Origin of the sequence: Eubacterium sp. 14-2 (assembly GCF_000403845.2) — a bacterium.
In the GTDB taxonomy this organism is placed as follows: Bacteria; Bacillota; Clostridia; order Lachnospirales; family Lachnospiraceae; genus Petralouisia.
The window spans coordinates 1,242,846-1,263,107 of sequence record NZ_KE159567.1; the positions used below are offsets into that span (position 1 = coordinate 1,242,846).

The following is a 20,262-nucleotide window of genomic DNA, read 5'->3' on the forward strand; positions in this document are numbered from 1 at the left end:
GAGGGACGCGGAAGATGGGAAAACCAACAGGATTTATGGAATATGAAAGACAGACAGCAAAGGCGGCTTCACCCAAAGAGCGTACCGGGAACTTTCTGGAGTTTCACACGCCTCTGACCAGAGAAGAACAGCAGCGGCAGGGCGCCCGGTGTATGGCCTGCGGCGTACCCTTCTGTCAGTCCGGCATGGAGCTGATGGGAATGACGTCCGGCTGCCCTCTGCACAATCTGGTACCGGAATGGAATGATCTGGTCTATACGGGTAACTGGGAGCAGGCTTATAACCGTCTGGTGAAAACCAATAATTTTCCGGAATTTACGTCCAGAGTATGTCCGGCTCTCTGTGAAGCGGCCTGTACCTGCGGTCATTACGGTGACCCCGTGACGGTGAAGGAAAATGAATATGGAATCACTGAAAATGCATACGAGCAGGGATTTGCCGGAGCAAAACCGCCGAAGGTGCGCACAGGCAAGAAAGTGGCCATTGTGGGCTCCGGCCCGGCAGGCCTTGCGGCGGCTGACCAGCTCAACAAACGGGGCCATCAGGTTACCGTATACGAACGGGATGACCGTGTGGGAGGCCTTCTGATGTACGGAATTCCCAACATGAAGCTGGAAAAGCATGTGATTGACCGGAAAATCCGCATTATGGAAGAAGAAGGGATTGAATTTGTTACCGGGGTCAATGTGGGAAAGGACGTTAAGGCGGCAAAACTGCTGAAGGAGTACGACCGGGTGATTCTGGCCTGCGGCGCCAGAACTCCCCGTGATATCAAAGTGCCCGGCCGGGACGCCAAAGGTATCTTTTTTGCGGTGGATTTCCTGACATCAACCACAAAAAGCCTTCTGGATTCCGATTTGAAAGACAACCGGTACATTTCCGCCAAAGGCAGGAAAGTTGTGATTATCGGCGGCGGGGATACGGGAAATGACTGTGTGGGTACGTCCATCCGTCATGGAGCAGTTTCTGTGATACAGCTTGAAATGATGCCAAAGGCGCCGGAGCAGAGGGCCTGGAATAATCCCTGGCCCCAGTGGCCGAAAGTCTGTAAGACAGATTACGGTCAGGAAGAAGCCATTGCTCTGTTCGGCCAGGATCCCCGTATTTATCAGACCACAGTGAAAGAATTTTTAAAAGATAAAAGCGGGAAGCTCTGCGGCCTGACCACAGTGAAGCTGGAGCGTAAAAAAGACGAGAAAACAGGGCAGATGGTGATGACAGAGGTGCCGGGCTCCGAGATGAAACTGGATGCGGATCTGGTACTGATTGCGGCAGGATTCCTGGGAACGGAAAAATATGTGGCAGACGCCTTTGGGGTTGCTTTAAATCAGAGGACAAACGTGGAAACGCTCAAAGAAACGTATGAAACCAGTGTAAAACACGTGTTTACCGCCGGGGATATGCATCGTGGACAGTCTCTGGTAGTATGGGCTATCCGGGAAGGCCGGGAAGCTGCCAGAGCAGTAGACGAGAGCCTGATGGGATATACCAATCTCGGAACATAGAAAAAATTTATCCCGCAGGGACCTGAGTGTTCCTGCGGGAATGAAATTCAGTTTTCAGGCATATCATCGGACATGGAAGAATATGCTTCAAAAATCCGAACCTGCTGCTCAGACAGTGATTCGATGGTCCGGGACAGGGCCTGGAAATCGGAAATCAGGTCTGAAGAACAGAGTTCTGCCTTCTCGTAAATGTTCTGCAGTTCTTCGGTGCGGCCGGAGCGGACAGCGGAAATCATTTCTGTTCCGTAAGAATGAAATGTTTTGTGTTTCTGGTCGAGTCCGTTCCAGAGCCCGGTGACGGCCGGGTTTACCGGCCTGAATGCATAATAAAAATGACCAAGGCCGCATTTGGTGCAGTCTGTCTGCAGGATTCTGAGTTTTCCGGTACAGGCGATACTCTCCAGTGTTTTCAGCCAGTCCTGATGGGCTTTGACTGCATTGTTCAGGCAGTTCAGGATAATCTGGTTGTCCAGCATGTAAAAGGCATCTTTTGCCATATTTCCCATGATTTTTGTAGATTCATCCAGCTGCTTTTCAATTGTTTTGGAGGGTTCTACAAGTTCTGCGATGGACTGGCTGGCGCCGGTAAGAGAACCGGTGTCGTCCTGCAGGCTCTGACACTGTTCATTTACATGCTGCATCTGATTATCCAGTTCGTTCATGGAGCTGCTGATTTCTTCACTGACAGCGGCCAGAGCAGAAACGGAATCGGCGATGCTGTCCATGCCGGCCCGGTTCTTTCCGGTGATTTCCCAGACATTCCGGATAGAATCGTTGATATGCTTCAGTTCAGCTACGGTGGTATCCACACTGTCGGAACTTTTGCGGGAGGCAATCTGAATATCATTTACGAATACGCCCATGCGTCCGGTCAGCGATTTGGTCTCATCTGCAAGTTTCCGTATTTCATCAGCCACAACGGCAAAACCTCTGCCGGCTTCTCCGGCGCGGGCGGCTTCTATGGAAGCGTTTAAGGCCAGAAGATTGGTCTGGGCAGAAATAGAGCTGATGGCTGCAATAGCTTCATTCATGTTCTGAATAATATCGAGAAGCCCGTGAATATCCGCTTTCATTCCGGTGGCTGTGGTGGTGGCAGAGGCGGATAATTCAGTTATGGAAGTAAGTTCACTTTCACAGTTTCGGATACCTTCCATTATTTTGCCGGATTCGTCAGAGACCTCGATAATCGTGGAAGTCAGATTATCGTGGGCCTTTGATACTTCTGTGGCAATTCCGGCAGTCAGTTCCGCTGACTGGCTGATGGCGCCCGAAGAAGATGAGATGGAAGTGTTGATCTGTTCCAGGGCTTCAACGTTTGATTCCAGAGTTAAATCCATGGAACTCATCTGTATCACTGCATCCATGGTTTTTGTCACAGCCTGTTCAAATTCTTTTCTTCCGTTTACCAGTCTCTGATGGATATGGTTGAGTTCTCCGTTTGCAGGCTCATAGGGCATATCAATAAGGCGGGAGACAGATGCAATAGCAGCATACAGAGACTTTTTTCCTGATTTCATAATTTCCTCCATTCTGTGCCCTTTACGGCATAAACAGACAGTCAGTGAAAAATCGGCAGATTCCTTCACCCTGTTTTTTCATACACAGTTATAATGTACAGGGTGTCTGGTTGTCTTTGCTGTCCTGTTCTTTTTTCAGACATTCATCACAAATGTAATTTATTTTCAAATCGTAGGAGAGCATAGTTACATCCACCTGTTTTTTCAGCAGTTCCGTCAGGTCTTTCAGCACAACATCTGATAATTTTCCGCATTTTCTGCACAGTAAATGGTCATGACGGAGGATTCTGTCATAGCGGTCCGGGTATCCTTCAATGGAAATTTTCCGAATCAGCCCCTGTCTGTACAGAGCAGATAAATTATTGTAGACGGTAGCCTGTGCTACCGTCCGGTTTTTATCTTTTAAACGAAGATAAATCTGTTCTGCTGTTAAATGGCATTCAGAACTGTTAATTATTTCTAAAATATACGCAGCGTTTTTTGTCATAAGCTCCTCACTGAAAGAAAAAGAATTTCGCAGAGCGAAATTCTGCGTTTTAAACATGCTGGCTTATGAAATGCTTCTTTTTTGCCGGAGCATGTATGTTTCCTGAATAAAATTGTTTTTTGTCTTACAGGAGAATACTTTCACGCGTTAGCGTAACAAGGTCTTTCCTGACTATAAGATAAAATAAACTATTAAAATTAGAATTATTCCAATTCTAATTTTAATAGTTTTCCAGGATTTGTCAATAGCAAAATAGCAGTTTGGGGATTTACGGATGGTACACAGCAAATATTCCCATATTGGGAGGATCATAAGTAAACACCATAAAACACAGCAGCAGAACCAGTACAGCACAGTACAGAAGGAGGCGGCAGGGGCTGAGTCTGCAGTTTTGGGTGAATTTATAAGCGCTGAAAAACCCAAGGATAACACCCAGCAGAAAAGAGAGGAGGTCCAGAACAAATACATTTTTACCCAGAATGAAGGTGTAGCTGTAGAAAAAGGCCGGGATAAACAGTGTTCCTGCCAGAATTCCAAAAGAAAGAGAGGAAGCAATACAGGGATAAGTTTTTCTCAGACTCAGAATCATGATGGCGGAAAAGAACAGCATGGGGAAAAACAACAGTTTCAGATGCTCCCAGACCGATTCATTTACAGGGGTAAACAGACCCGCCAGAGAATTTCGTCCGGTCCATTCATACAGAAAGTGGGAAAGGGTTCCGATGATCAGAACAAAAAAGGTGCCGGCCAGGAACCAGCATTTTAATTGTTTCATTATGCATTCACCTCAGAGTCAGTATATGTGGACAGCCGGATTTTATGCGTATTTCATCTGAGGAGGCTTTGTGCCGCCGGATACACCTGATAAAGTGAATTTCCTTACTTGACGAAGGCAGAGTTTTTGTTCATAATAAGAACAGAAATAAAATCTACGGGCATGGGAGAATACGTTATGAAAGAATCGCAGTCACTTCAGGGGCAGGCATATGATTATCTGATTGAAATGATAAAAGACGGGGAGCTGGAGGCCGGAAAAATTTATTCGTTAAATCAAATGGCTCAGAAAGCCGGAGTTTCCAGAACTCCTTTTCGTGATGCAGTGCTGCGACTGGAACAGGAACGTTACCTGGATATGCTGCCCAGCAAAGGATTTATTCTGCACAGTATGACAAAAGAAGACATCCATGAGACCTATCAGATCAGGAATGCCATTGAGTCCTATTGTTTCAAACAGCTGTCTCTGCATCTGGACACGTCCAGAGGACAGGAATATTTTCTGAAAATGAACAGTAAAGTGGTCAGTCAGAAAGAAATTTTTCATTCCACCGGGTCCGGTGAGGAATTTGGAAGAAAGGACTATGAATTTCATCGAAGTGTGGTTCAGTATCTGGGAAATGAGTCCATGCTTGAAATTTACCGCAGTTTTATGTACCGGATTTTCTGGCTGAACGTAACTTCTTTTTCCAGAGAAGGCCGAATGGAGGATACCATTACCGAGCACAGGACCATACTGGAAACCATAAAAGAGGGGGATCTGGACAGGCTGGAGTGGCTGATTGAGCGGCATCTGACAATTGCCCAGAATATCAATCTGCAGTTCCTGGAACAAAAGGAAGAACAGTCAGAACAGCATTTATCCGGCAGGGCTGAGGTTTCTTTTTAAATGTAAGGTAACCGGATGGAATGAAATAATATCAGATACATAAGGCAGGAGCCCTTCCCAGGCAGTGGAAAGGGCTCCTTCTGACAAAAGAAGAAATCAGGTTGTTTTGAGAAACACGTCTGCTCTTATCCTATGGGAAAGCAGGCATTAATCAGGAATGTCATAATTAAAATGGCAGTTGCCGGCGGGTCAATATGGGAGTCGGTTCCGCTGTTGACCATATTGCCGGTGATATCGGCAAGGAGTCCGGACAGAGTGCCGAACAGGATGCTGACTGCAAGAGCAATATAGAGATTTTCTGTTGCTCCGTAGGACTGCACCACAGCGGCAGCGGCAATGATTACGATATGATGGCAGCCAAAAAAGTTATGTCCCATGGCAGCGAATGCCAGGCCAAAGGCGGCCATGCCGAAAATCAGCTGGGGATAGCAGCCGCCAAATCCTTCGACGGGTACTCCTGCGTAAACAGCGCCCACATAGACGCCGCCCACCACAAGGCTGTAAGACATGCTGATCAGCAGAGTGGTGGAAAAGGCTTTTCCTTTGCTGATGAGTTCCGTTCCTGTTCTCAGTTTGCCGCCGAACAGGAGACGGACCAGGATGGCAGAGAAGAATACGGTAAGTCCGGGGGTATCGGTAACCAGACGGGGAGAAATGGTTCCGGCAAAGAGGTTTCCCGCCACCAGTTCTTTGAACAGAAAACCGATGACACCGAAAACACCGCCCACCAGCAGTACACCAGGCTCATTTAATCCGGACAGCGGCGTAATGGTATCGGCTCCGTTTTCTGTGAGGCCCTTCTTTTTTGCAAAAGCAGAAGCGGCAACACCTCCGGCAAAGGCAACGTACGGACCAAAAAAAGGACCGAAGGCAACATAGTTCAGCAGAATATTGGATGCGTCGCCTGCGCCGCACATGCTGGCCACGGAACCTGCGATGGCAAAAACGCCGGTGAGGACGAAAGATGCTAATCCGCCGATGGAAGCGGCAAAAACGCCGCCGCCGAAGGCAGCAATAAGACATAATATGTTTATCATAAGTAATGGCACCTCCTGTAATGGATAGTAATATGGTCAGGTATATACCTGTATATACATAAAAGAAACTATTGATTTTATGGTCTGTTTGCGTTATACTTTACGGCGAAATCAGAAGCTGCAGCTCTGATTTTCATGCAAGGCACCTTTTTGTAAATGATATTCGTCAAAATGGAGTTTACGAAAGGGTGCTCTTCTGTTTTGGATTTAATCTTCGATTTCAGCAATGCATACCACCTGGCTGGAATCCAGTCCTTTGATTCTGAGAGGTGCATTGAAGAATCTTGTGATTTTTGCGCCTTTTGGAATTTCTGATAAATGCATGTCTTCCACACCGGTGACAAATTTTCCGGTATAATACCCAAGCATATGGCGGTGGCAGTCCGGGGGAAGTTCGCCTTCCGGGCATTTGGAGGAAGCAGAGCCGATGGCAAGGAAGTCCATGCCCACACCTTTCAGGTTGGGGAATTCCTCTGTCAGGTAATCACCTGCATCCGGTGCGATGTAAGCGCCTTCGTTCTGGTAAAGGTTCTGGCTGGTATCTCGATACTGTTCCATTCCGGTACGGATCAGAGCAAAGGAAACTTCAGAAAGTGTGTCAGCAAAAGGCTCCAGGTCTGATTTGTGGATGCCCTCGGCAGGACCTTTGGGGATTTCCAGCAGGGCTACTTTCGTATGGCAGAAATACTCTATGGGCAGTTCATTGATGTTCAGCCCGTCTTTTACGAAATGGCGGGGTGCATCCATGTGGGTGCCGCAGTGGTTGGGCAGTTCTGAAGTGAAACTGCAGAACGGGCAGTCTTCTGACACATCAGTGCACTGCTTTACTTTGACAACAGGTTCTCCCGGCCATGCATATCCTTCCGGGTCCAGCGGGTGTGATAAAAAAAGAAACATAATAAATCCTCCTTATATATGATACAGTTCATATGGTTCCTGAAATTTTAAAGGGGGGGGGGCAGCCTGCGGAAAACGGAAGTCTTGTCTTTGGCAGGCAGTGCCTTATTTTTGCATTAAAATTTCAGCAGCTTCTTTCAGTGTGGAAATTTCTCCCACATTTCCAGGGAAAATAACGTAAGGTGTCAGCGGAAATTTGCTTTCCGCCCCGGTCTGCCATACAGGAATGCCGGGTTTAATCTGGCCCAGTACACTGGCTTTTTGGACAGCAAGGGCTTTTGTGCCTATATCAGAAGAGGTAATGCCTCCTTTTGCGATGACAAAGGCGGGGACTGCGGATAAATTTCCCACCAGGGACTGTACAGCGTCCGAGATTTTTACAGACAGCCGCAGGTCGTCTTCCCTGTCTCCGGTGTCAGCGGTAATCAGTGCTCTTGTGGTATAAACGCAGACTGTGGTTCCGGCTTTCAGATATTCTTCTTCCAGAGCAAGGCAGCGGGCCACCTCTTTGTTAAAAGCCTCTTCGTCTCTGACCAGTGTTGCGTCCAGTTCCACAAATGCAATGTGGGAATTTTCCCTGAGCATTTCCAGCTGACGGGTGGTTTTTTCCGTATGGGAGCCCACAACGATAATACCTCCGTTGTCTGTTTCCTTTACCACCATTTGCTTTTTGGTGAGCAGGGGCTGCTCAGATACGCCGCCCATGACTCTGACAATAGCGGCAGCGGTGCGGAACAGGAAGGTTTTGCCTTTGGCCATGGCCCGGTACAGAGCGATACAGAATACTTTTATGTCAGCATAGTCAATGGCGTTTACAATGATTTTGTTAAAACCTGTGACTTCCATGAGCTGCTGTTCGATGAGGTCGAGGCGCATTTCCCGCAGGTCTTTCAGGGAGATGGCAGTTACCGTTTCTTTCCGGTAAGCGCCTTTTGTTTTTTCTTCCACATATTCTTTCAGGTCAGAAGCAGTGTAGCCAAAGGTTTTGTCTCTGGCAAATTCTGTTTCCGCTGCAGGAACCAGCCTGTCACCGTCTTTCACATAATGGACGTCGTCAATGGTGAAACGTCCTCCTTCTTTGAAGAACGGGCAGAGAATCTCGCCGTCCACAGGTTTTCCGGTGTTCTTTTCGAATGCCTCTTTCAGTATTGTGGTTTCCAGCGGATAATGGCCCCGGAGTGTGGAGTCGCTTCGGCTGATAAAAATGTATTCTTTTCCGGTTTCTCTGGAAACTTCATCTACAGCGGCTGCAATTTCCTTATGCACCTGTTCTGTCTGGGATGCTGTAAATCCTCTGGAATTTGTCAGTATGTAAAACAGCTTGTTTTCCTCCGCAAATCCCTGGGCAATGCTGTCTTTTGTCCAGCTGGTATATACGGAAATGTCGTGGACGGTCTGTACGCCGGTGGGGTCGTCGTCCAGTACCACAATTTTTCTGTTGTTTTGGGAAATCTCCTGCTCCAGGAGTGTGTCTGCCAGGGATTCGTCCAGGGGAGCGTAAGAATCCAGTACATCTGCATGCAATGACATGGGAAACCTCCTTTCTATTCTTCTGTTTTTTTCACCTGAACGTCAGCCAGTCCTTCAAAATACTGTACGATTCCGCCATGGTCATCGTTCATATGTCCGTGGATTTTCAGGGTCTGCAGGATTTCATACAGCTGAGCGGAGTAGGGGATGGGTACGTCCAGGGAATGAGCGGTGTTCACCACATTTTTGATGTCCTTGTGATTGATGGATATTTTGCCTCCGGGTACGAAATTCCGTTCCACAATCATGGGGATTTTGGCATCCAGCACAGCGCTTCCGGCCAGTCCGCCCCGAATGGCGTGATATACATTTAAGGGATCCGCGCCGGCTTTTGTGGCCAGGACAAAGGCCTCGGATACAATGGCAATGGTGTTGTTGACAATAATCTGGTTGGCCAGCTTTGTGACAGAACCGCTGCCGCTGCCGCCAATCAGCACTGCCGAAGAACCCATGATATTGAAACAGGGCATCAGAGCGTCAAAGTCTTTCTGGTCGCCTCCTGCCATAAAAGCCAGTGTTCCGTTGATGGCGCCGGGTTCGCCGCCGGATACGGGGGCGTCCACAAAACCCACCCCGATTTTGGCCAGCTCGTGATAGCATTCCTGGGATTCTACAGGAGTGACGGAACTCATATCACAGACAATGGTTCCGCTGGTCATGGCAGAGGCCAGTCCGCTTTTTCCGAACAGAACTTCTTTGGAAATGTCTCCATTGGGAAGGATCAGGAAAATAATGCTGCACTGGGCGGCGATTTCCCCATAAGTACCGGCAGATGCACCGGCTGCTGTCACTTCTTCCACAGCCTCTTTGTTCAGGTCGTATACCAGCAGGTCAACCTTTTCTTTTAACAGGTTCAGGGCCATGGGTTTTCCCATAATGCCCAGACCGATAAAACCAACTTTACTCATAACTTCCTCCTTTTTTATTTTATAGGCTCATTATACGATATACCGGTATATCGGTCAAGAGTTTTTTGCATTTTGTACAGAAAAAACGAAATTTTTTTTTGATTTTATTGAAAAACTTATAAAAAGTGGTACAATTAAGGTAAGTATTTATGAAACACAGGATAGAAGTGAGAAAAGATGTGGAGCAAAGTTATGGAGAAAAAAGCGTCGTTTAATCTTGCGGGAAAAGAAGAATTTGAGTATATTATGGAAGTATTTGGCAGATGTACCGATGACTATCTGTTTTTGCTGGATCTGGACGAAGATGAGTACAGTATTTCCCAACGTGCGCTGGAAAAGTTTGATTTGCCTTCCGCACATTTTTCCAATGCAGGAAAAGTGTTGGAGCAGGTAATTTATCCGGAGGATTTTCCGGCTTTATCGGAAGATCTGGACCGTCTGAAATATATGGGCGGGACGGAACATGATATGGAATACCGATGGATGGACCGGGAGGGGCGCCTGGTCTGGATCAGCTGCCGCGGTGTGGTAATTCAGGATACCAGGGAAATGAGCCGGATGCTGGTGGGAAGAATTACGGAAATCGGAAGCAAGCGCAAGGCAGATGATGTGACGGGACTGTTTGCGGAACGTCAGTTTCAGCTGGATTATAAGAAAATCAGGAAGAAAGGAAGACGGGGAACGCTGCTTCGCATCGGCGTGGATAATTTTAAGGAAGTGAATGAGCGCTATGGGATAGAGGTGGGAGACGGTGTTCTGAAAATGATTGCCCAGTGTATGGAGCAGGTCAGCGGAACAGAACGCTGCTATAAAGTAAACGGAGACGAATTTCTGGTACTGCTTATGGAAGATGACGTGCAGGAGGCCCGGAAGAAATATCACCAGGTCCGGATTCTGATTGAAGAACAGCGCAGGGAGCAGGGATACCGGAACTTTTATACCATTTCTTCCGGCGTGGTGGGATTTTCCAGTGAAGAGCTGGATTTTGAGGATTTGAGCAATTATTCTGAATTTGCGCTGGGCATGGCCAAGAAAAACGGCAAGAACTGTTCTTATATTTTCCGGGAGGAAGATTATAAGGCTTATATGAAGAGTCTGGATATTCAGGAGAAGCTCCGTTATGCGGTGAATCACGGGTTCGAAGGATTTGAAGTGTTTTATCAGCCCATTATTTCCGTGAAGACAGAACAGATTGTGGGTGCGGAGGCATTGCTTCGGTTTTCCTGTGGAGAATACGGAATGCTTTCCCCGGGAATTTTCATTCCCATTCTGGAGGAGAGCGGCCTGATTATTCCGGTGGGAGAGTGGGTGTATCAGACTGCCATGCGTCAGGGGATGGAGTGGCAGGAAATGATACCGAATTTCCGCATCAATATCAATCTTTCTTTTATTCAGATCTGCAAGTCGGATGTGGTAAGCGGAATTATGGCGGCAATTCGGGAGCTGGGCATCAATCCGGGAACGGTACTGTTTGAATTTACCGAAAGCGGGATGATTTCCTATGATGATTCGGTGCAGCGGCTGCTGGATGTGCTGAATGAGAATCAGGTCAAGATTGCGCTGGATGATTTTGGGACGGGTTATTCTTCCCTTGCTTATCTGAAGAATCTCCGGGTGAATCTGCTGAAACTGGACCGGAGCTTTACCTCTAAGGCGGTCTCCAGTGATTTTGACTATAAGCTGATCGGGCATATTGTGGACATGGCCCACAGTATAGGGATGGGAGTCTGCTTTGAGGGGATTGAGACAGAAGAAGAACTGACAAAGCTGCGTATGCTGAGTCCCGATTATATTCAGGGTTTTTATTACGGAAAGCCGGTGGACCGGCAGAAGTTTTATGAGCAGAATATTAGGAGTTTCAGTAATGCCTGAATTTCATAAAGCTCATATTCATATATATCAGAAATTGAGGTATCATTTATGAAAATCATGAAAAAATTCGTGACATTTATCACGATTATTGCTGTGGTTTTTGTACTGGTGGTACCTGTGCAGGATGAGGCCGGGGCGAAATCAGCCCCGAAACTGAATAAGACAAAAGTTACTCTGGATCTGGCCGGGAAAAAAACAAAGACATACCAGTTAAAGGTTAAAGGTGCAACAGGAAAAATCACTGTGAAAAATACCCATAAACACCATTGGGCGCCCTATTTTGAATATGAGCCGAAAAATATATTTGGTTTTGTCTGTTACTGTGGGAAAGTCTTTTCAACTGGGGAAGAATGGGAGCAGCACAGCCAGGAGGAGATAATGGCGCTGTTCGCCACCGGAGACCCGGATATCATATGTAATACTCCCCTGCAGCACAATGGGTTTGCTACAGGTAAGGCTGTGGCCGATTTGAGTGAATATTGTATTGTGTAAGAAGCCAGGTCCTTCATAAATGAGGAACCGGGCTTCCTTTTTTATTCTTCTACAGGAAAAACCTTGTCACGCTAATGCGTGAAAGTGTTTTCCTGTAGAAGAATAAAGCTCTTATTGCACTGCGGCGAATCTGAAGTATGTCGCAAAGCGACCCGCCGCAGGCGGAGAATCCTGCAAAGCAGCATTCTTTTTATAAAATATTCTGTCAGACCAGGGTTACAGATATTTTTTTACAATTTCCAGAAAATCCTCGTGATGTTCTGTTACAAACTGATGATAAGTCATGCTGCGGGAGGCAATTTCTGTTCCCAGTTCCACAAGAAATTCAGGAATTTCAGATTCCAGCATCAGGCCAAGTTCTGCGGCGAATGTTTCCTGGCCCTGGAATGGACAGCCCATTTCGTATATTGCAAAGGCCGGGCGCGGTCCATCCGGGGTCTGTCTGACGCCGCCGCGAAAGCCCAGGGAAGCAATCTGGTGGCCGGAGCAGGAGGAGGGGCAGCCGGAAATATGGATTTTGGGCAGTACCCCGTCGGGGAAATGTTCCTGCCGGACACGTTTCAGGCAGGCGGCCAGCAGAGCCTGGGAATCTCTGGCGCCAATCTGGCAGATGGAGGCGCCGATACAGGACACAGAAGTCTCGAATAAAGTTTCTGCGCTGTCTCTGGTCAGGGACAGCAGTTTTTCTCCTTCGGAGCCGGTCAGGTTGAGAATGTAAAGACTCTGATCCGGAGAAATCCGCAGCACCACGTCCTCCATGGGAAGGATGGCGTTGTACAGACTGCGGAAAAACTCAGGGTCCGGGCTGCCGCCCGGAGGATGGTAATGCAGGGCGTAGAGCCCCTCCTGTTTCTGGGGAATCATGCGGGGATGCCGGGGCCTGTGACCATCTCCCTGTTTGGTGTATGCAGGAACAGGAGGATGAATATCCAGACGTTCTTTGGAATATGCCTGAGACAGTTTCTCCTGAAATGCCTGAATATAACCTTCGCATCCCAGAGTATCCTGCATAAAGCGGGTGCGGGATTTTCCCCGGTTCTCATAGTTTCCGTAAGTGACAAAGGTATCCACCATTGCTTTGATACAGTAAAGAATTTCAGAAGGCTTCACATCAGAAGCCACCAGAGCCCCCATACGGGGTTCCCGGCCCAGCCCTCCGGCGCTGTATACATCAAAAGTATTCCGCTCTGTGGCTACAAAGCCCAGGTCCCGGAAGGTGGCATGGGTGATGTTTTCCTGAGAACTGGAAAAGCATACTTTTAATTTTCGGGGAAGTTTTACCGTGTGGATAAATCCCAGCAGATAGTCAGAAGCGGCCTTTGCATAGGGGAGAACATCAAAATATTCCCCTTTCTGTACGCCGGAAAGAGGTGAACACATGACGTTTCTGGGATAGTCGCCCCCTCCGCCCCTGGTGATAATGCCCTGATCAAAAGATTCTTCTATCAGGGCGCAGACCTGTGCTTCTGAGAGATTGTGAAACTGGAGACTCTGGCAGGTGGAAAAATGTACCAGTGAAATTTTATATTTTTCGATGCTTTCTGCGATAAACAGAAGCTGGTCTTTTTGGATTTCCCCGCCGGTCAGACGCAGACGAAGCATACTGGAGGCGCCGCCTCTCTGGGCATAACTTCCGAAACCTCCGGAAAATCGCTTGTATTGGGCGATATTTATGTCTTTTCGGTAAAATTTTTCTGTCATTTCGCGGAATTCCTTTAAATCTTCCCGGAATTCTTCAACATAATCTTTGGGCATAATGACCTCCTGTGATATATAGGATGACAATAATACAGATATGGAAACAGTGTTCCCATATCTGCAGAATTTAACCGGAAAGATGAAACAGAAAATTTTTACATGTTTTGCCGAAACTGAGGAGGTCATACCTGCTCCTGGGGCAGGGATTCTACAAGATGAATGAAATCCTGCATCTGAGAAGTAACAGGTCTGCACTGGTTATGACAGAGATAAAAGTATCGCTTCATGGATACATTTTCCAGAAGCAGGCAGCGAATATCGCCGTTTTCCACATATTCTGAAATACAGCGCCGGGACAGGACGCCGAGGCCCAGATTATGGCGTACCGCATCCACAATGCCGCAGCGGCTGCTGCATTCCCACCTGGTTACAAAGGGAATGTGATGGGTCAGCATGATATTTTCAAAAATGGCGCGGGTGCCGCTGCCTTTTTCCCGCATGATGAAATTCTGATGCCGCAGGTCTTCAATGGTTATGGAATTTCTGCCCGCAAAGGGATGCCTGTTTCCGCAGATTACACACAGAGAATCTTCAATCACAGGCTCTGTCATAATTTCCTGCCGGACAATGATTCCCTCCACCAGGGCAATGTCCAGTTCATTATTAATCATCCGGTGTTCGATGATTTTGGTATTGTCCACAAAGACGGTTACGTCAATGTCAGGATGCTGGCGGTTCAGTTCTTCCACCAGTGTGCCCATCATGGTATTGCCGATGGTGAGGGTGGCGCCCACCCGCAGTGTGCGCAGGGAATTGGCATGTTTCATGGACTGTTCCAGATGTTCGTGGCTTGCAATAATTTCTCTGGCGCTGTCTAACAGAAGCATGCCTGCCGGGGTGATTTTCAGCTCCCTGGGGAACCGTTCGAACAGTCTGGTCTGATATTCGTTTTCCAGATCCGAAATAATCTGGCTTACAGTGGGCTGGGAAATGTACAGGCGTCTGGCAGCTTCACTCATCTTTTTATATTCTACCACCGCAATAAAGGTTTTCAGTTGTTTTAAAGTAGCCATGGTGACTCCTCCGTTTTTCTTTTTTATTCCTCCGATTATAACTGTCGAGTAAAATATCCTGTCATGTGTTGTCCCATGTGATCATATAAATAGCGATGAAGATAATATGTCTATAGGATAATGCCTATGGTACTGTTTGAATTTTACTATTTTACGCGGAATTTAACAAGTGCTATCATAAAAATATAGAAAATTTTGTCGATTTTCAATAGATTAAGGAGGTATGAAATGAAAGTATTAGTTCTTGGAGGCGTTGCTGCCGGAACCAAAGTGGCTGCAAAACTGATGCGGGAAGACCGTGGAAATGAAGTGGTTGTTCTCAACAAAGGGGCGAATATTTCCTATGCGGGCTGCGGGCTTCCCTATTATGTGGGCCATGTAATTGAGGAACGGGAGCAGTTGATTGTGAATACACCGGAGAAGTATTCCAAACTGACAGGCGTTACCGTCCTGACAGAGACGGAAGCAGTGAAGGTTGATCCGGAAGGGAAGAAAGTTGTGGCAAAGGATCTGAAGACCGGAGAGGAACAGATTCATGATTACGACAAACTGATTATTTCCGTTGGAGCAAGCCCTGTGAAACCTCCCATTGAAGGCTGCGATCTGGAGAATGTGTTCTTTGTAAGGACTCCGGAAGATGCCATCCGCATTCGTGACGTGGTGGACGCAGGAAACATAAAACGTGCCGTAGTGGTAGGAGCAGGCTACATTGGTCTGGAAATTGCAGAAAACTTAAAACTGCAGGGAGTTCGTCCTTTCGTACTGGATATGGCAGAACATGCACTTCCCGGATTTGACGCTGAGATGGCGGAATATGTGGAAGGCAAGCTCCAGGAAAGCGGAATTCCGGTGGTGACGGGAGTGGCAGTAACCGGAATTGAGGGAGACGGAAAAGTTGAAAAGGTAATTACCAGTAAGAAAGCATATAAGGCGGATCTGGTGGTACTCAGTGCTGGAATCCGGCCAAACACAGCATTTCTGGATGGAATCGGACTGGAAATGTTCAAAGGAACCATTATGACAAATGAGAACGGGGAGACAAACCTTCCTGATATCTATGCGGCAGGAGACTGTGCAATGGTGCACAACGCGCTCACCGGAAAAGCTGCATGGTCTCCTATGGGATCTACAGCCAACATCAGCGGACGTCTGATTGCTCAGAACATTATGGGTGCAAATCTTGGATACCGGGGTGTGCTGGGAACAGCCGTATGTAAGCTGCCAGGAATGAATGTGGGAAGAACCGGACTGACAGAAGCACAGGCTGAAGCAGAAGGATTCCATCCGGTCAGCGTCATTACCGTTGTGGATGACAAAGCTCATTATTTCCCCGGAGCAGGCACCTTTGTGATTAAAATGATTGCAGACAGGGATTCCCTGAAACTTCTGGGCGTGCAGGTAATCGGCGCAGGAGCAGTAGATAAAGTAGTGGATATCGCAGTGACAGGCATCATGCTGAAAGGAACCCTTACCGACCTGGCAGATATGGATCTGGCTTATGCACCGCCGTTTTCCACAGCAATCCATCCATTTGAGCATACACTGAATGTTCTGATGAACAAAATCAATGGTAAATTTGAGACATTTACCCCGGCAGAGTATGCAGCAGGAGCAGCAGAGGGCTATAAAGTAGTAGACGCATGCCTTGCGCCTTCCATTGAAGGAGCGCCTTATGTGGAACTGACCACGGTGGAAGGACCTGTGGACGGTCTGGATCCGGAAGAAAAGATACTGTTGGTATGTAATAAAGGAAAGAGAGCTTATCTGCTCCAGAACCGCCTGAAATTCTATGGCTATAAGAATACACGGGTACTGGAAGGCGGTATTACATTCAGCGATGTGGAAGTATAAAACAGACAGCTGTAAACTCAGGCACCTGTAATTTCAGAAAATTGTATCTGGATTTCTGAATATTTAATGGGTTTTCGGTTATCTGAAGCATAAAAAATATGAAAAGGAGATTGAGAGACATGGGATGCACAATTAAACCGGAAGAAATCAAAAGAGTAAAAGGGCTCGGATTTCTGAACAACAAAGGAACAGATTTATTTAATGGCCGCGTGATTACCGTGAATGGTAAAATCACAGCAGAACAGACGAAAGTGATCGCAGAAGCAGCGGAGAAGTTTGGAAACGGCGATGTGGAATTCACCACACGTCTTACCGTTGAGGTTCGTGGAATTCATTTTGACAATATTGAGCCGTTCCGTGAGTATATTGCAAAGGCAGGCCTTGAGACCGGCGGTACCGGCTCTCTGGTACGCCCGGTAGTATCCTGTAAAGGAACCACCTGCCAGTACGGACTGTATGATACCTTTGATTTATCTCAGAAAATTCATGAGCGTTTCTACAAAGGCTATCACACTGTTAAACTGCCGCATAAATTTAAAATTGCCACAGGCGGCTGCCCCAACAACTGTGTAAAGCCTGACCTGAATGATTTGGGTATTATAGGCCAGTTAATTCCAAACGTGGACGAAGACCTCTGCAATGGCTGCAAGAAATGTCAGGTGGAAACTGCCTGTCCTATGAATGCTGCAAAGCTGGAAGACGGCGAACTTGCCATTGATAAAGACAGCTGCAACAACTGCGGACGCTGTATTGAACAGTGCCCGTTTGATGTAATCGAAGACGGAACACCGGGATATAAGATTTACATAGGCGGAAGATGGGGCAAGAAAGTTGCTCACGGACAGCCTTTATCCAAAATTTTCACCACAGAAGAAGAACTTCTGGATACAGTGGAAAAAGCGATTCTGTTCTTCCGTGAACAGGGCAAGACCGGAGAGCGTTTTGCAGATACGATTGCAAGAATCGGATTTGAAGAAGTGGAAAAACAGCTTCTGGCAAATGATATTTTAGAAAGAAAACAGGAAATACTGGATGCACAGCTTCATCTGGTAGGAGGAGCAACCTGTTAATTTGGGAGGAGTTAGAGAGATGGGTTCAAAGAAAAAATATGGCGCCATTGCATTGTGCCTGGTGATTGGATATCTGGCGACGAAATCTACAGATTTACAGTCTTCCGTATTCGGGCGCGTGGTCATGGGCGGACCAATGGTTGCATTATTAGTTTCCATGATTATCTGTAATATTATCCCTTCTGTGGATAAGGATTTCAAAGAGGGAACCACTTACTGCAGCAAGCAGTTCCTGAACTGGGGTATTATCATGACCGGTGGAACACTGAGCTTTGCTGACATTATGGGAACCGGTGTAAGGGCGCTGCCTTTAATCCTGTTCAACATCTGCCTGTCCTTTGCAGTTGCAATGCTGATAGGTAAGAAAATCGGAGTTACAAAGAATACTTCTGTTCTGGTAGGCGGCGGAACCTGTATCTGCGGCGGAACCGCAATTGCCACATTAAGCCGTATTATCAAGGCAACAGACGCGGAAATTGCATTTGGTATGGCAGCGATTTTCCTGTTTGATACGATTTCAGCGTTCTCCTATCCGTATATTGCACCGGCAATTGGATTTACAGAGAATCAGTTTGCATTCGTGGCAGGAACAGCTATCAATGATACCTCTTCTGTGGCCGGCGCTCAGGCTACTTATCAGGCCATGATTGCCAATCCGGAATTCAGCGGCGCTTTGAATGTAAAACTGGTGCGTACCACCATGCTGATTTTTGTGGCTATTGTCTGGACTGTTCTGATGGCAAGAGATGCGAAAAAGAACGGCGAAGCAGGAAGCAACGACAGTATTCTGGCAGTAGTAAAGAAAACATTCCCCATGTTCATTCTCTGGTTCGTGGTAATGGCAGGACTGAATACTTATGGCGTATTCAGCGATGTGGGAAGCGATCTGCTGAAAGTGGTAAGCAAATTCCTGTTTGCTTCTGCACTGGCGGGGGTAGGATTTAAGATTAAGTTCAAAGATGTATTTTCCAAGGGTCTTAAGCCTATTGCACTGGGTGGAGTTACCTGGGCATGTGTGGCTGCATCCTCCTATATCTTTGCATTTATTTTTGCGGGATATATCGGATAAAGGTACCAGGGGAATAATTTATCTTCCTATATAACGAAAAATATGTTATGCTGATAAGGCATAAGCGGGGCTGCCGGATGTGCAGCCCCTTTTTTATCTTACAGGAAAATACATTTTCCTGTAAGATAAAAAAATTATGCACACTCGTGCGAATAGAAGATGTCGCTAAAGCGACCGCACTCGGCGCGCAAAGTGTCCAGGTCCCTCATGAGTGAGGGATTCAGGGAACCCCTGCGGACCTGTCCGCTTTGTTCTCTTACAGGAAAATACGTTTTCCTGTAAGAGAAAAAACAATTATGCACGTTCGTGCGAATAGAAGAAAATGAATGCAACAAGGAGATGAAGAAAACCATGCAGTTTGGTTTTTTGGGGATAAATTACAGGAATGCCCGGCTTGATGTGCGGGACAGGACCTCGTTTACAGATGCCATGAAGCTGGAATTTTTCCAGAAAGGGGAAAAGGCGGGAGTGGAACAGTGTATGGTGCTTTCCACCTGTAACAGGAGCGAGGTCTATTATCTGTATGAAACAGAACAGCAGCAAAGACAGATGCAGGAAATTTATGAAGGGATGTTTCCGGATGTGGAATTGAAGGAATATCTGCTCAGGCTGTCCGGGAAGGAAGCCATGGGCTATCTGTTTCGGATTGCCGCAGGCATGGAGTCGCTTGTGCTGGGAGAAGACCAGATTCTGGGACAGGTGAAGGATGCCCTGGACTATTCCAGAACCATGGGTTACAGCGGAAAAGAACTGAATAAAGTGGTGCGGGACGCCATTACCTGTGCAAAGCAGATTAAAACAGAATGGAAAGTCAGCGAAAAGCCCCTGTCTGTCAGCTATATCGGCGTACGGAAGCTGCAGGAGGATTACGGTATTGACGGAAAAAGGATTCTGGTCATCGGCAGCGGGAAAACAGCTTCACTTGCTCTGAAATACATATACGAATATCAGGGAATCCAGGTTACTGCCTGCAGCAGGACTTATTCTCATGCGAAAAAACTCCGGGAGGAATTTCCCCTGCTTGAGGTGATTCCCTATGAATCATGGCGTCAGGCCATCGGACAGTGCGAAATTGTGGTCAGCGCCACATCTTCTCCTCATCTGATTGTGCGGAGAGAAGATTTTTCTCCCACCGGGCCGCTGGCGTTTCTGGATCTGGCCGCTCCCAGGGATATTGACACATCCTTTGGGGAGGAGCCTCAGGTGACGTTAATCAATCTGGATACTTTGCAGGAAATTGCAGACCGGAATCAGAAAGAGCGGGAGCACCTGCTAAAAGAAAGCGGAAAACTGGCAGAGAGCAGGCTGCAGGAGACGGTGGACTGGTTTTTCCAGAGCCGCATGGACGCTACCATAGAATCTCTGCAGCAGCGGTGCAGTGAAATTGTGACGGACGGTTACGATTACCTGAACCGGAAAATGGAGCTTACTCCAAGAGAGCAGAAACTTCTGAAAAAAGTATTGAATGCTTCGCTGCAGCGGCTTCTGCGGGAGCCGATTCGGGAGTTGAAAAAACTGGATTCCGAAGAAAAGCAGGAAGAATATAAAAAGCTGGTGGGACAGCTTTTTCAGATTTAAAAGAATGGGAGAAAA

The 20,262-nt window shown here is 47.2% G+C and carries 17 protein-coding genes; 8 read left to right on the forward strand and 9 right to left on the reverse strand.

The window, feature by feature from the left end; genetic code table 11:
* Window positions 1-14 precede the first annotated feature (14 nt).
* Window positions 15-1,505: a glutamate synthase subunit beta gene (locus C805_RS12910; RefSeq protein WP_016214305.1), complete on the forward strand. Its 1,491-nt coding sequence runs from the start codon at window positions 15-17 to the stop codon at window positions 1,503-1,505.
* 47 nt (window positions 1,506-1,552) lie between these two features.
* On the opposite strand, the gene C805_RS12915 is transcribed toward C805_RS12910, so the two are convergent.
* From C805_RS12915 to C805_RS12925, 3 genes are all read right to left on the reverse strand, one after another.
* Window positions 1,553-3,022 (reverse strand): methyl-accepting chemotaxis protein, encoded by a 1,470-nt coding sequence (locus C805_RS12915; protein WP_016214306.1) that lies wholly within the window; start codon window positions 3,020-3,022, stop codon window positions 1,553-1,555.
* Window positions 3,023-3,110: 88 nt separating this feature from the next.
* Window positions 3,111-3,509, reverse strand: a complete 399-nt coding sequence (locus C805_RS12920; RefSeq protein WP_016214307.1) for a Fur family transcriptional regulator — start codon at window positions 3,507-3,509, stop codon at window positions 3,111-3,113.
* A gap of 268 nt (window positions 3,510-3,777) precedes the next feature.
* On the reverse strand, window positions 3,778-4,284 hold the full coding sequence (locus C805_RS12925) for a DUF6512 family protein (RefSeq protein ID WP_016214308.1): 507 nt from the start codon (window positions 4,282-4,284) through the stop codon (window positions 3,778-3,780).
* A 177-nt stretch (window positions 4,285-4,461) separates the two neighbouring features.
* Between C805_RS12925 and C805_RS12930 the strand changes: the two genes are divergently transcribed.
* A complete protein-coding gene (locus C805_RS12930; protein ID WP_016214309.1) occupies window positions 4,462-5,172 on the forward strand; it encodes a GntR family transcriptional regulator in 711 nt (236 codons plus the stop codon).
* A 125-nt stretch (window positions 5,173-5,297) separates the two neighbouring features.
* Here C805_RS12930 and C805_RS12935 read toward each other — a convergent pair whose 3' ends face one another.
* The 4 genes from C805_RS12935 to garR all read right to left on the reverse strand — a co-directional run bounded on the left by C805_RS12935 (window position 5,298) and on the right by garR (window position 9,544).
* The gene (locus C805_RS12935) at window positions 5,298-6,209 is read right to left on the reverse strand and encodes a DUF7973 family transport facilitator (protein WP_016214310.1); all 912 of its coding nucleotides are present in this window, start codon (window positions 6,207-6,209) and stop codon (window positions 5,298-5,300) included.
* 207 nt (window positions 6,210-6,416) lie between these two features.
* Window positions 6,417-7,106 (reverse strand): cyclase family protein, encoded by a 690-nt coding sequence (locus C805_RS12940; protein WP_016214311.1) that lies wholly within the window; start codon window positions 7,104-7,106, stop codon window positions 6,417-6,419.
* A gap of 105 nt (window positions 7,107-7,211) precedes the next feature.
* Window positions 7,212-8,636: a four-carbon acid sugar kinase family protein gene (locus C805_RS12945; protein WP_016214312.1), complete on the reverse strand. Its 1,425-nt coding sequence runs from the start codon at window positions 8,634-8,636 to the stop codon at window positions 7,212-7,214.
* Between the two features lie 14 nt (window positions 8,637-8,650).
* Complete coding sequence (gene garR, locus C805_RS12950; RefSeq protein ID WP_016214313.1) at window positions 8,651-9,544, reverse strand: 2-hydroxy-3-oxopropionate reductase; 894 nt, start codon at window positions 9,542-9,544, stop codon at window positions 8,651-8,653.
* Between the two features lie 192 nt (window positions 9,545-9,736).
* On the opposite strand from garR, the gene C805_RS12955 reads away from it, so the two are divergent.
* On the forward strand, window positions 9,737-11,416 hold the full coding sequence (locus C805_RS12955) for a putative bifunctional diguanylate cyclase/phosphodiesterase (RefSeq protein WP_016214314.1): 1,680 nt from the start codon (window positions 9,737-9,739) through the stop codon (window positions 11,414-11,416).
* Window positions 11,417-11,464: 48 nt separating this feature from the next.
* On the forward strand, window positions 11,465-11,908 hold the full coding sequence (locus C805_RS12960) for a hypothetical protein (RefSeq protein WP_016214315.1): 444 nt from the start codon (window positions 11,465-11,467) through the stop codon (window positions 11,906-11,908).
* Between the two features lie 216 nt (window positions 11,909-12,124).
* Here C805_RS12960 and C805_RS12965 read toward each other — a convergent pair whose 3' ends face one another.
* Together C805_RS12965 and C805_RS12970 are read right to left on the reverse strand one after the other, a co-directional pair.
* Window positions 12,125-13,663 carry a nitrite/sulfite reductase gene (locus tag C805_RS12965; RefSeq protein WP_016214316.1) on the reverse strand — a complete coding sequence of 513 codons (1,539 nt, stop codon included), beginning with the start codon at window positions 13,661-13,663 and terminating at the stop codon, window positions 12,125-12,127.
* 125 nt (window positions 13,664-13,788) lie between these two features.
* Window positions 13,789-14,679: a LysR family transcriptional regulator gene (locus C805_RS12970; RefSeq protein ID WP_016214317.1), complete on the reverse strand. Its 891-nt coding sequence runs from the start codon at window positions 14,677-14,679 to the stop codon at window positions 13,789-13,791.
* Between the two features lie 228 nt (window positions 14,680-14,907).
* Between C805_RS12970 and C805_RS12975 the strand changes: the two genes are divergently transcribed.
* From C805_RS12975 to hemA, 4 genes are all read left to right on the forward strand, one after another.
* Window positions 14,908-16,530, forward strand: a complete 1,623-nt coding sequence (locus tag C805_RS12975; protein WP_016214318.1) for an FAD-dependent oxidoreductase — start codon at window positions 14,908-14,910, stop codon at window positions 16,528-16,530.
* A gap of 119 nt (window positions 16,531-16,649) precedes the next feature.
* Window positions 16,650-17,600, forward strand: coding sequence for a 4Fe-4S dicluster domain-containing protein (locus C805_RS12980; RefSeq protein WP_016214319.1), 951 nt, complete (start codon window positions 16,650-16,652; stop codon window positions 17,598-17,600).
* Window positions 17,601-17,619: 19 nt separating this feature from the next.
* On the forward strand, window positions 17,620-18,669 hold the full coding sequence (locus C805_RS12985) for a YeiH family protein (protein WP_016214320.1): 1,050 nt from the start codon (window positions 17,620-17,622) through the stop codon (window positions 18,667-18,669).
* 351 nt (window positions 18,670-19,020) lie between these two features.
* The gene (gene hemA, locus C805_RS12990) at window positions 19,021-20,247 is read left to right on the forward strand and encodes a glutamyl-tRNA reductase (RefSeq protein ID WP_016214321.1); all 1,227 of its coding nucleotides are present in this window, start codon (window positions 19,021-19,023) and stop codon (window positions 20,245-20,247) included.
* Window positions 20,248-20,262 lie beyond the last annotated feature (15 nt).

Excerpts from the sequence above, each read along its gene's own strand:
- C805_RS12930 (WP_016214309.1), top strand. The coding sequence starts at position 4,462 with ATGAAAGAATCGCAGTCACTTCAGGGGCAGGCATATGATTATCTGATT.
- C805_RS12965 (WP_016214316.1), bottom strand. The coding sequence starts at position 13,663 with ATGCCCAAAGATTATGTTGAAGAATTCCGGGAAGATTTAAAGGAATTC.
- C805_RS12935 (WP_016214310.1), bottom strand. The coding sequence starts at position 6,209 with ATGATAAACATATTATGTCTTATTGCTGCCTTCGGCGGCGGCGTTTTT.
- C805_RS12940 (WP_016214311.1), bottom strand. The coding sequence starts at position 7,106 with ATGTTTCTTTTTTTATCACACCCGCTGGACCCGGAAGGATATGCATGG.
- garR (WP_016214313.1), bottom strand. The coding sequence starts at position 9,544 with ATGAGTAAAGTTGGTTTTATCGGTCTGGGCATTATGGGAAAACCCATG.
- C805_RS12985 (WP_016214320.1), top strand. The coding sequence starts at position 17,620 with ATGGGTTCAAAGAAAAAATATGGCGCCATTGCATTGTGCCTGGTGATT.
- C805_RS12970 (WP_016214317.1), bottom strand. The coding sequence starts at position 14,679 with ATGGCTACTTTAAAACAACTGAAAACCTTTATTGCGGTGGTAGAATAT.
- C805_RS12980 (WP_016214319.1), top strand. The coding sequence starts at position 16,650 with ATGGGATGCACAATTAAACCGGAAGAAATCAAAAGAGTAAAAGGGCTC.
- C805_RS12915 (WP_016214306.1), bottom strand. The coding sequence starts at position 3,022 with ATGAAATCAGGAAAAAAGTCTCTGTATGCTGCTATTGCATCTGTCTCC.
- hemA (WP_016214321.1), top strand. The coding sequence starts at position 19,021 with ATGCAGTTTGGTTTTTTGGGGATAAATTACAGGAATGCCCGGCTTGAT.
- C805_RS12975 (WP_016214318.1), top strand. The coding sequence starts at position 14,908 with ATGAAAGTATTAGTTCTTGGAGGCGTTGCTGCCGGAACCAAAGTGGCT.
- C805_RS12955 (WP_016214314.1), top strand. The coding sequence starts at position 9,737 with ATGGAGAAAAAAGCGTCGTTTAATCTTGCGGGAAAAGAAGAATTTGAG.
- C805_RS12960 (WP_016214315.1), top strand. The coding sequence starts at position 11,465 with ATGAAAATCATGAAAAAATTCGTGACATTTATCACGATTATTGCTGTG.
- C805_RS12910 (WP_016214305.1), top strand. The coding sequence starts at position 15 with ATGGGAAAACCAACAGGATTTATGGAATATGAAAGACAGACAGCAAAG.
- C805_RS12920 (WP_016214307.1), bottom strand. The coding sequence starts at position 3,509 with ATGACAAAAAACGCTGCGTATATTTTAGAAATAATTAACAGTTCTGAA.
- C805_RS12925 (WP_016214308.1), bottom strand. The coding sequence starts at position 4,284 with ATGAAACAATTAAAATGCTGGTTCCTGGCCGGCACCTTTTTTGTTCTG.
- C805_RS12945 (WP_016214312.1), bottom strand. The coding sequence starts at position 8,636 with ATGTCATTGCATGCAGATGTACTGGATTCTTACGCTCCCCTGGACGAA.